We start from the raw sequence: 11,963 nt of genomic DNA, 5'->3' as shown, positions 1-11,963 counted from the left end.
TCAATGAAAAAGAACAGTATTCTATTGATGTTGATGGCATTGTTTATGTCAGTGACATCTTTCGCCCAAGGACTGATGGGAACTGTGATTGACGAAAACGGCGAACCTGTTATCGGTGCCACCGTTACCGACAAGAGTAACGCAAAGAATGCAGCCATCACAGATTTCGATGGTCGCTTTACGATGAACGTCAATGTGGGACAGATCATCGTCATCTCCTATATCGGCTACGATACACAGGAGTTGGCTGCTAAGAATGGCATGGTCGTCAGACTGCAGCCCGACAATAAGGTGCTCGATGAGGTGGTTGTGGTTGGCTATGGTGTACAGAAGAAGAGTTCTGTGACAGGAGCTATCTCACAAGTGAAGCCCGAGGATATGGAGAACCGAACCATCTCCAATGCCCAGCAGGCCTTGCAGGGTAAGACCTCCGGTGTGCAGATCATCTCGACATCGGCAGCTCCTGGCTCATCACCGACCGTACGTGTACGTGGATACTCTTCTAATAAGAGCTCCGAACCCCTCTATGTGGTCGATGGCGTACGCCTGAGTGATATCAGCGGTATCGACCCCGCCACCATCGCCTCGATGGAGATCCTGAAGGATGCCGCATCGGCCGCCATCTATGGTGCTGAGGCAGGCAATGGTGTCGTACTCATCACCACCAAGAAGGGTAAGGCAGGACAAGGTAGGATCGCCTATGATTTCATGTGGACGGACGAGAGCCTCGCTCGTATTCCGAAGATGCTGAATGCCGAGGAGTACAAGCAGTACATGACCGAGGGCATCCTCTTCACGAAAGACTATATGGATGCCAACTGGGACGGAAAGACTGATACCAGGTGGACTGATGTCGCCTTCAACCACGGGCATATGCAGAAGCATAACCTGTCGTTCACTGGCGGTAATGATCGCGGTAACTATTACCTGGCTCTCTCGTACCTTAATAATAATGGTATCGTTAAGGGCGATGCCGACACCTACAAGCGACTGACCGCCACCATCAACGGCGAGTATAATATCAAGGATTGGCTGAAGGTAGGTACGACCAACCAGATAGAAAAGTACGATGTTCGTCAGGTATCATCGAACAACGAGTATGGCTCACTGCTGACCGCCGTGCTGATGATGGATCCTCTGACGCCCAATACCTATGGCAGTACACTGCCATCTAACTATCAAGTCTATCAGGCCATGGGCAAGACCTTCATGCAGGATGAGAATGGCAACTACTACGGTATCTCTCCGTTCTACAACGGTGAGCAGTATCACCCGATGATCATGCGTGACAATGGCCTGAGTAAGAACGGGGGCTTCAACGTGACGGGATCTATCTATGGCGACTTCACGCTGATTCCTAACCTGACGGTCACTTCGCGTTTCGGCTATCGCCTGAACGGTGCCCGCTCTTCCTCTACGAGTCTGCCTTTCTATGGCAATGCCGTACAGAGTCGCGACTATGTGAGTCAGAACAACACGTCTTCTACCACGATCTACTATCAGTGGGAGAACTTCGCCAACTACATGCAGACCTTCGGCAACCACACCGTGACAGCCATGGTCGGTGTATCCTTCCAGGATTCATCTTACGACTATGTGACTGGCGGCCTCGAGGCCAACGGCGAGGATGCCCTGAAGAAGAATCATCCGCTGTTCTACTATCTGAACTATGCCAATCCCTCGGCCACGAAGAGTGTCAGTGGTGAGACCACCAGCAGTACAAAGTTCTCCTACTTCGGTCGTCTGGGCTACGACTTCCTCGGTCGTTATATGCTGAACGCGTCGCTCCGTGCTGATGCTGCCGACCTCTCGAAGCTCTCTCCGAAGAAGCGCTGGGGTTACTTCCCCGCCGTGTCAGTAGGATGGACCATCAGTGAGGAGAAATTCTTCCAACCTCTGAGGAAGGCCTTCGACAGCTTGAAGTTCCGAGCCAGTTGGGGACAGAACGGTAGTCTCTCCGCACTCAGCGGCTACAGCTACAGCACAGACATCGCCTTGGGCGGTCTCTATGCCTTCACACCTGGTATCCAGTATACGCAGGCCGCAGCTCCCTCGACCATGGGTAACGAGGACCTGAAGTGGGAGACCTCCGAGCAGCTGAACTTCGGCTTCGACGGCATCCTGCTGGGCGGTCGCATGACCTTCGGTGTCGACTACTACATCAAGAAGACCAAGGACCTGTTGGTATGGAACACCACCCCCTCACTGATTATCGGTGGTGCCACATCGCCTATCAACGCAGGTAACGTGGAGAACAAGGGCTTCGAGTTCGAACTGGGATGGAGAGACCGTATCGGCGACTTCAGCTATGGCATCCGTGCGAACCTCTCTACGCTCTCCAACAAGGTGACCTATATCGACCCCTCTATCACCCGTCTGGCTGGTAGCACCTTCCATACCTATACCATTACCTATTTCGAGCAGGGCTATCCCGTGTACTATTTCCGTGGCTTCGAGTTCGATAAGATCAATCCTGAGACGGGTGACCCGATGTTCAAGGATATCACAGGCGATGGTGTGGTTAACAACGACGACCTGACCGATATCGGCAATGCCATCCCCGACATCACCTATGGTGTCACTCTCACGGCTGCCTACAAGGGTCTCGACCTGACGGTCTTCGGCACTGGTTCGCATGGTAATAAGATCTTCAACTGTATCAACCGTCCTGACTATGCCACCTCGAATAAGATGAAGAAGGTGATGTTTGATGACCGTTGGACGCCCTCGAACACCAATGGTACCAAACCCCGTGCTGGCGCCAACGACCTCGACAAGTACGTAGACTCCAGTGCCATGATCTACGATGGAAGCTACTTTAAGATCAAACAGATACAGCTCGGCTATACACTGCCCAAGAGTCTGCTCGGTAAGGTGGGTGTCAGCCATGTCCGTGTATATGGATCTCTCGACGATTTCTTCACCTTCTCAGGCTATCCAGGCTTCGATCCTGAAGCCGCAACCAACGCCACCACTGGTATGGGTGTGGATAAGGGTGCCTATCCGACATCTAAGAAGGTAGTCCTCGGCTTTAACATCGAGTTCTAAGAAAAGGCAAAAAAGGAAATAAGTAAAAAGGAAAATAGTTATGAAAAAGAACATTTTATATATCGCGTTGCTGGGCGGCTTGTCGCTGATGAACGTCAGTTGCGAGAGCGAGCTCGACATCGAGAAGCACGGCAATATGGGTAGCATGGACACATACTATACCACAGACGAGAACATAAATACCGCTACTGCCTCCCTGTATCTGGAGGCGAAATCGAACTACTACAACTGGTTCTTCGTAAAGAACCTGCTCTCCGACGATATATGGTGCGGCGGCGGCCAGCGAGGTGACAACGGTGAGATGGAGAAACTCAACGAGTATAGCTTCGACTCCAACCACGGCATGATCGAGAGTCTCTACTCTGGTCTCTATGGCATCATCTACAAGGCCAACCTCATTATCGATAAGACCGAGGGCGACACCCCAGTCATGAAACGCGCCATCAACGAGGCCAAGGTGTTCCGTGCCCTCGGGCACTTCGAACTCGTCACCCTCTGGGGTACGGCTCCGAAGGTGGACCATCTGCTCGCTGCCGATGAGTATCGTCAGGCTAACGGTACTGCTGCCGACACCTGGGCCTTTATTGAGCAGGATCTCACGGAGGCCATCAACTCAGGAACCCTACCATCCAAGAGCGATGCGAATGATCAGGAGACAGGTATCCGTGTCACCAAGGAACTGGCTCAGGCTCTTCTCGGTAAGGCTTATCTCTTCCAAGGTAAGAACAGTGAGGCGGCTATCATGCTCGACAACGTGATCAGCTCTAACAAGTATGCCCTGTTCGCTGGCGAGTACGATGACCAGTTCCATGCAGCCGCCAACAACAACTGTGAGTCGCTCTTCGAACTGCAGAAGCGCAACGACCCCGAGCAGTTGTGGAACTCCTTCGATATGGTGTACATCATGCAGGGCTGGCGCACCAGCGAGCTCTCCTATGGTGGTGAGTCCATCATGAAGCTTGCCATCGGTAACTATGGCTTCAGCAATCCCCGTAAGTCGCTCTACGAAGCCTTTGTGGCATGGGAGGGTGCCGACGGCTACCGCCTCGGCAAGACCATCATGAACTACGACCAGCTCAAGGCCTTTGGAGTGCAGGTACAGTCAGGCAAGTCTGTCTATGGCAACGAGGGATACTTCTTCTGGAAGAACCAGGCATTCAGAGAGGACTGTATCATGGATATGTCGTACTTCCAGATCGGACAGTACATCGACCTCAAGGTGATGCGCTATGCCGAGGTGCTGCTGTTGGCAGCCGAGGCTAATCTGCAGGCCGGCAACACAAGCAAGGCTCTTGAGTATATCAATATGGTCCGTGCCCGCGCCAAGGAGACGCCTCTGACAACGGTCACCCTCAACGATATCAAGACCGAGAAGCGTCTGGAGCTATGCAACGAGGGTGTGCGCTATCAGGACCTTGTGCGCTGGGGCGATGCCAAGACGGCGCTGGGCGAGCAGGGCAAGCAGGTACCGGCCTTCACGGTCAGCGGTGTGCAATGGAACTGGCAGAACACCAAGTATGGTTTCCAGGATAAGAACATGCTCCTGCCCATTCCTCTGAAAGAGCTCGAACTGAATCCGAACATGCATCAGAACACAGGCTGGTAAATGAATCGTCAGACACAGAGATACGGGGATGCAGAGAAAAAACTCTGTTGCTCTGTACCTCTGTGTTGAAATTATTTGTATATTTGCGCCAATCAATATCTTAAAGAAATCATCTCATCATGAAAAAGTTATTCTTTCTCGCTGCCTTCTGCCTGATGGGCATGGCAGCCAAAGCTCAGCAGAACCTAAGTTGGGGACAGGGACCGCAGGTGGCCTCGCCCGTGGTGAATGCTGACAACTCCGTGACCTTCAACCTGATTGCCCCCGAGGCCCAGAAGGTGCAGATCACGGGCGACTTCCTGCCTGCAAAGAAAGTGGAATTCGGCGGTAACTCCTACGAGACGCCTGGTGTTGTCGATCTGGTGAAGGACGACAAGGGTGTGTGGAGCTTCACCTCTGAGCCCTTGAAGCCGGAACTCTACACCTATAATATGTTGGTCGACGGTGTGAAGATCATCGATCCGCTGAACGTCTACAACATCCGCGACATCAACAACCTGTTCAGTGTGCTGCTCATTGGTGGAGAAGGCCGCGCTGATCTGTATAAGGTCAACAAGGTGGCTCACGGCACTGTGAGCAAGGTGTGGTACGAGAGTCCTACAGCCGGACTGACGCGCCGCCTCACGGTCTACACCCCTGCCGGCTACGAGACCAGCGGCAAGGAGTATCCCGTACTCTACCTGTTGCATGGCATCGGTGGCGACGAGAACGCCTGGAGCGAACTGGGGCGTGCCACCCAGATACTCGACAACCTCATCGCCCAGGGCAAGGCCGAGCCGATGCTCGTGGTGATGACCAACGGTAACATCTCGCAGGAGGCTTGTCCTGGTGAGACCTCTGAGGGCTTCCGTGTGCCTACGATGATGCTCCCCAAGACGATGGAGGGCTCGTTCGAGACGGCCTTTCCTGATGTGGTGAACTTCATCGAGAAGACCTACCGTGTGAAGAAGGACAAGTCTCACCGTGCCATCGCTGGTCTGTCGATGGGTGGTTTCCATAGTCTCTTCGTCTCGATCAACAATCCCGATATGTTTGGTTATATCGGCCTGTTCTCTGCTGCCGTGGATCAGCAGCAGAACGGTCAGGGTGGCTTCCCTAATATCTATGCCGACCGCAACCAGAAGATCGACAACCTCTTCAGCAAGAAGCCCAACCTCTTCTGGATCGGTATCGGTAAGACCGACTTCCTGATCAAGAACAACAACGACCTGCGTGCCTATCTCGACTCGAAAGGGCATAAGTACACTTACCTCGAGACCGATGGTGGTCATATCTGGCGCAACTGGCGTATCTATCTTTCAGAATTCACTCCCTTATTGTTTAAGTAACATGAAGAAAACCGCTTTATTTCTCGCCACAGCCATCGTCGCAGTGGGCTGTGCCACAGCCGACAAGTCGGCCCCCAAGAACAAGATCAACCAGGAAGAGGTGATGGCCAGGATGTCGCTTGAAGACAAGGCCCACTTCGTCATAGGCACTGGCATGGCCGGCTTCTCTGGCAATGATGCCGTGATCGGTGCCACACGCAGTCTTGTACCTGGTGCCGCTGGTACCACCTATCCGCTCGACTCACTGGGCATCCCTGCCATCGTACTGGCCGACGGTCCTGCCGGACTCCGTATCGATGCCACTCGCGAGGGTGACTCAGCGACCTACTACTGCACCCATTTCCCCATCGGCACCCTGCTCGCCTCGACATGGAATACCCAACTCGTCGAGGCGGTTGGTCAGGCCATTGGCGAGGAGGTGAAGGCATATGGCGCCGACGTGCTGCTGGCTCCTGCCCTCAATATCATGCGCAATCCGCTCTGTGGTCGTAACTTCGAGTACTATTCCGAGGATCCGGTGGTGGCTGGTAAGACGGCTGCCGCCTATATCACGGGCGTGCAGAAGAACGACGTGGGCACGAGCATCAAGCACTTCGCGGCAAACAATCAGGAGACCAATCGCATGAACAACGATGCACGTATCTCTCAGCGAGCTCTCCGCGAGATTTACCTCAAGGGCTTCGAGATCGCCATTAAGGAGAGCGAGCCCTGGACGGTGATGACCTCGTATAACTATATCAATGGTGTCTATAGCTCAGAGAGCAAGGACCTCGTGCAGACCATCCTCCGCGATGAGTGGGGCTACAAGGGAACGGTGATGACCGACTGGTTTGGTGGTAAGGACGGTGCCCGTCAGATGTGGGCTGGTAACGATATGCTGCAGCCAGGTAAGCAGGAGCAGTTCGATAGCATCGTGGCTGGCGTAAAGAGCGGCAAGCTCGCTGAGGCCGACCTCGACCGCAGCGTTCAGCGCACACTCAGTCTCGTCGAGAAGAGTCCTCGCTTCCAGGGTTATCAGTACACCAACAAGCCCGACCTGAAGGCTCATGCCGAGGTGACACGCCAGAGTGCTGCCGAGGGTATGGTGCTGATGAAGAACAACGGCATCCTACCATTAGAGAGTTCAAAGCTCAACGTGGCTCTCTATGGCAACACCTCCTACGACTTCATCGCTGGTGGCACGGGCTCTGGTAATGTGAACCATGCCTATGTGGTGTCTCTGCTCGACGGACTGAAGAACGGTGGCTATACCGTCTCCGACGAACTGAAGAACGCTTACGCCACCTATGCCGACGACTGTAAGAAGGCCATCGAGGCCGAGATCGAGGCGGCCTCCAAGAAAGATCCCAAGAACGCCATGCTGTTGCGCTTCATGCCTCGTCCGCTACCTGCCGAGAAGCTCTTCTCTGTCGACGAGCTGACCAAGCAGGCCGAGGCTTCCGACGTGGCGGTGATCACGCTGGGACGTATCTCTGGCGAGTTTGTGGATCGTAAGGTGTCCGACTTCAACCTCAGTCCCTCTGAGCGCAAGCTCATCGAACAGGTGTGCGAGGTCTATCACAAGGCCAATAAGCAGGTCGTGGTGCTGCTGAATATCGGTGGTGTCATCGAGACTGCCTCGTGGAAGGATCTGCCTGACGCCATCCTCTGTGCTTGGCAGGCTGGTCAGGAGGGCGGCAACAGTGTGGTCGACGTGCTCAGTGGCCGTCAGTCGCCAAGCGGAAAGTTCACCATGACCTGGCCCGTGAACTTCGCCGATGTCTACTCATCGAAGAACTTCCCCATCGACCAGGATCCTCGTATCGACATGATGAACCAGGGACAGAAGAGTACTAACGTCCGCAATGTCGACTATACCGACTATGAGGAGGATGTCTATGTGGGCTATCGCTATTTCGACTCGTTCGACGTGCCCGTATCCTATCCCTTCGGTTTCGGTCTCTCATACACGACCTTCGATTACGCTGATGCCAGTTGTACGGCCGACGACGATGCCATCACCGTTAAGGTCACCATCAAGAACACGGGCGCTCACGAGGGCAAGGAGGTGGTAGAGCTCTACGTCTCTGCTCCTGACAACAAGACCAACAACAAGCCCGTCAAGGAGCTCAAGGCCTATGGCAAGACGAAGAGCCTGAAGCCAGGAGAGAGCGATACGCTGACCCTCCGTGTGAAGACGGCCGATCTCGCCTCGTTCGATGAGGCTGCCTCGGCTTGGGTCGTTGCCGAGGGCGAGTATCAGTTGCTTGTTGGTGCCTCGTCGCAAGATATCAAGGCTACCCTTACTGCCAAGGTCAAGGCCCAGCAGACGAAGGTCAACGATGTCATGAAACCTCAGACACAGCTCCATCTGCTGAAGCGATAATCCGCAGAGCAGCGATATCCATACAAATCCCAGACGGTCTTACATGATGACCGTCTGGGATTTTCTCCGTTTGTCCTAAAAAAGTGCCGAAAAAAGCGTTCGTCCGAAGTCGTGAACTAGAAAAAACGAGGGGGACTTTTAGTGCCTTTTTCCCCTGTTCGGCGTAGAGATGAGGGCAACTTTGGGTAGGGGTGCCTTCTAACAGTCAAAGGGATGGTCTCCACGACCATAAGGAATGGCACTTACGAGAGAAAGGGATAATCCCTTATAGGGTATAGAGATAATCTCTTACACTCGTAAACCCTATCTCCACGACTCATAAGGCCTATCTCCTTGACTGTAAAATCCTACCCCTTTCTTGTGTAGTTGTAATTGCCTTATTATCAGTCAATTATCGAAATTGCTCAAAACTCGCGCCTACGCCCCACATTCCCATGCTCCTGATCACCACGCGAGTTATAAGCGGTCGTTTGTAAAGAAAAGTCGCCATGGGCCCTATGGGACTCCCTTCGACAGGCTCAGGGACCGCGGTGGGGCCGTGGAGGTGTGTCACACTCGTTAGCCTCTCTCTTAGCTTGTCGTGCCCAGACTTCTAGGGCGTTATGATTATTTAACACAAGGACGTGCAGGAATTGCCGCTTGTCTGTGTTATAGTAGCAGAAACATTCCTAAAAGTATCAGATATGAAAAAGAATCTATTTGCAATCCTGGCCGCTGCGGCTTTGGCTGTATTGATGCTGTCGTGCTCCTCGTCGGACATAGAGAATTTTGGAGAGTTAAAAGCGCCGGTGGCAACCATTAACATGTTGGAAGAGGACACCCGCATCGTATTGACTGAAGCGCAGCAGGTATTCGTCAACGACAACAACCGTTTTACTCTTAACTTCCTGAAAGCAGCGAACGAGGCTGATCAGAGCGGCAAGAGTTTCATCTACTCGCCACTCAGCATCACCTATGCATTGGGAATGGTAAACGATGCCGCCGTAGGTAAGACAGAGGAGGAGATCGAGCAGACCTTAGGCTTCCTTCAGGGAGGTTCCAAGGCTGTGAACGAGTTCTGCAAGAACCTGATCGACAATCTGCCAAAGGTGGATAATAAGGTGACGCTGAACATCGCCAACGCCCTCTTCCTGAACAAGCAATACACGCTGAAGAAGCAGTTCGAGGAGGATCTAAAGGACTATTATGATGCCAAGGCCGAGGTACTCGACTTTAGCGCATCCCAACAGTCGGCTGCCGTTATCAACAAATGGTGTGAAGACAAGACCAAGGGTATGATTCCTGAGATAATTGAAGCAACAGCCCCTAATGCGGTGTCGTATCTGTTGAATGCTATCTACTTCAAGGCCGACTGGGCTTCGAAGTTTGACGAGAAGAACACCAAGGAAGAGGACTTCGCCAGTCTAAATGGCAATCTCACGCTGCCCTTGATGCACCAGAAAGTGCTGATAAGATATCACAAAGATGATGTCTATTCTTCGATTAAGATGCCTTACGGCAATGGCTCGTGGGAGATGACCGTGATGCTGCCAGAGGAAGGGAAGACAACAGACGACGTGATTAAGCGCGTGAACCAGTACGCTTCGGAGGGGCGCGACTTCTGTGGTACGGATACTTATTCTCCCTATGAAGTCGATCTGAAGTTGCCTAGGTTCGAGACATCATCAGATACCGATAACCTGGATGGAAAGCTTAATCAGCTGATGCGTAAGTTGGGCGTCAATCTAGCTTTCAATGCCGATCTCTCGCAGATACCTAATATGTGCGAAAATAGGAATCTTTTTATAGGTACGATGCGGCAGAAGGCAAAGATCAAGGTCAGCGAAGAGGGATCGGAGGCTGCGGCAGTCACGATAGCTGGTATGTTTACTAGCGCTATTGGTCCGTCAGATCCCCCCGAGTATCCCAAGGCAATCTTCCATGCCAATAAGCCTTTCGTCTATGTGATACGTGAAGTTTCAACAGGCATCATCCTGTTCGTGGGTAAGTTTACTGGCGAGTAGATGAGTCTTTGATTGGTGTTGATAAGGTATAAGAGGATGTGTCAAGAATGACACATCCTCTTATATCTATATCTGATATGTTCCTTCTATCCGTACGGTGGCTTTTCCTCCGAAAAGAACCTTTCCGTTGACGTACTTCAGTCTGACGGCATTGAAGATGCGATTATCGCCACCCTGTTCGATGGTGACAGGATGGCCGTCCCAGAGATCCTCACTTAACAGGTAGTTGGCAAAGGCACTGTTGCCAGAGCCCGTTGCTGGGTCCTCGAGGTAGCCGAACCTTGGCGCGAAGACTCGTGAATGGGCGAAAGCCGAAGCATCGGCCGTCTGCTTGGAGAAGAGAAGGATGATATCGATGTCGTTTCCTTCACAGAAGGTCTTCAGACGGTTCACATCTGGGTAGACCGAGATCTCTGTCGCCAGGTCTTTGACGGGTACGATAAGCGTCCGCAATCCTGCGTCAATGATTCGTATGGGCAAGTCCTTGCGGATGCTGTTGTCAGGCAGTTCCAGGATGTCTTCCAGTTGTCTTGTCGTGAGTTCCGTTGGATGCTCAATGGGGGCTGGGGCACTGATGTAGACGGCATCTTCTTCTTTGATGGCGTTATACACCTCGATTATTCCCTTGCGGTTGGTCTCTACGGTGACTACGGGCTTCGACATCAGTTCGGGGGTGTCCTTGACCAACGAATACATGGTGGCGATGGTCCCATGGCCGCAGAAGTCGACCTCACACTCTGATGAGTAGTAGGTCAGTTTGGCATCTGCTTTATCAGAATGTCCACAGAACACCATCTCCATCACGAACCCTTTATGCTCGCTGGCAATCGTTTGCATCTGTTCGCCTGTCATGGTCGCGTCGCCCAGGAACAGGCATGCTGCTGGGTTGCCAAGCGAATCCCCAGTCGTGAAGGCGTTGCTCTTGATGTACTTGTATGCTTTCATCTTATAACGCTCATATCGCCTTGATGGTTTTCTGTAGGTCTTCCAGGAAGCGGGCAGCGTGTCCGCCATCCATCTGCACATGATGGAACTGGAACGAGATGGGGAGTGTGGTCTTCAGCAGGCGGTGCCTGTATCTGCCCCAGGCCAGAAAGGGATTGTTGAAGACATTGCTGTATTGATTGACGATGCAGTCGAGCTCTGTGGCCACCAACGTGGAGGTTCCAACAATCATCATGTCGTCGCGAAAGGAGCTCGTACATGTCTCGCTGGCCAATCGTGTCAAGTTCATGTACTCGGTATTGAACTGTTCCAGATCGTCGGTATAGGGGATGTCGCATGAGCTGATGTCTCCTTCCTTGTTGTCGACAATCACATTGATGGCGAGACTGTCAAACTTATAGAGTCTCCCCAGTAATCCTGAGTTCTGCTCGTCTGCCCGGGCTTTCTCAGGCAACAGGTAGAACTCCTTGATCCTGCTGGCTGTCTTGCCGATACACCAGCATAGGAGCACGTTGAATTTGATGCCCCTTCGTTTGCTGACCTTATAGAGATGTGTCACGTCGAAGGTCTTGGTAAGCGTCACCATCGGCATGGGTGATTTCATCCAAAGCTCGAAGGCCTTTGCACGAGACGTCTCCTGCGGGTTTACTTCTTGTTTCATACTGATC

7 protein-coding genes are annotated in these 11,963 nt (G+C 52.7%); 5 read left to right on the top strand and 2 right to left on the bottom strand.

Translation table 11 applies throughout. The features are described from left to right. Nucleotides 1–3 precede the first annotated feature (3 nt). The 5 genes from BLU99_RS04705 (at nt 4) to BLU99_RS04685 (ending at nt 10,350) form a co-directional block, all read left to right on the top strand. On the top strand, nt 4–3,048 hold the full coding sequence (locus tag BLU99_RS04705; RefSeq protein ID WP_255397446.1) for a SusC/RagA family TonB-linked outer membrane protein: 3,045 nt from the start codon (nt 4–6) through the stop codon (nt 3,046–3,048). Nucleotides 3,049–3,088: 40 nt separating this feature from the next. Continuing rightward, nucleotides 3,089–4,654: a RagB/SusD family nutrient uptake outer membrane protein gene (locus BLU99_RS04700; RefSeq protein WP_091900042.1), complete on the top strand. Its 1,566-nt coding sequence runs from the start codon at nt 3,089–3,091 to the stop codon at nt 4,652–4,654. Between the two features lie 119 nt (nt 4,655–4,773). Continuing rightward, complete coding sequence (locus BLU99_RS04695; protein WP_091900041.1) at nt 4,774–5,982, top strand: esterase; 1,209 nt, start codon at nt 4,774–4,776, stop codon at nt 5,980–5,982. A 1-nt stretch (nt 5,983) separates the two neighbouring features. After that, nucleotides 5,984–8,347, top strand: a complete 2,364-nt coding sequence (locus BLU99_RS04690) for a beta-glucosidase family protein (RefSeq protein ID WP_091900040.1) — start codon at nt 5,984–5,986, stop codon at nt 8,345–8,347. Nucleotides 8,348–9,030: 683 nt separating this feature from the next. Then, the gene (locus BLU99_RS04685; RefSeq protein WP_091900039.1) at nt 9,031–10,350 is read left to right on the top strand and encodes a serpin family protein; all 1,320 of its coding nucleotides are present in this window, start codon (nt 9,031–9,033) and stop codon (nt 10,348–10,350) included. A gap of 66 nt (nt 10,351–10,416) precedes the next feature. On the opposite strand, the gene BLU99_RS04680 is transcribed toward BLU99_RS04685, so the two are convergent. Both BLU99_RS04680 and BLU99_RS04675 read right to left on the bottom strand, forming a co-directional pair. Next, complete coding sequence (locus BLU99_RS04680) at nt 10,417–11,295, bottom strand: PhzF family phenazine biosynthesis protein (RefSeq protein WP_091900038.1); 879 nt, start codon at nt 11,293–11,295, stop codon at nt 10,417–10,419. A gap of 10 nt (nt 11,296–11,305) precedes the next feature. After that, entirely contained in the window at nt 11,306–11,956 is a 651-nt protein-coding gene (locus tag BLU99_RS04675) for a CatA-like O-acetyltransferase, family 2 (RefSeq protein ID WP_091900037.1), read from the bottom strand. Nucleotides 11,957–11,963: the final 7 nt, after the last annotated feature.

This window comes from Prevotella sp. lc2012 (assembly GCF_900107065.1).
GTDB lineage: Bacteria > Bacteroidota > Bacteroidia > Bacteroidales > Bacteroidaceae > Prevotella.
This window is presented reverse-complemented; position numbering and strand designations above follow the sequence as displayed.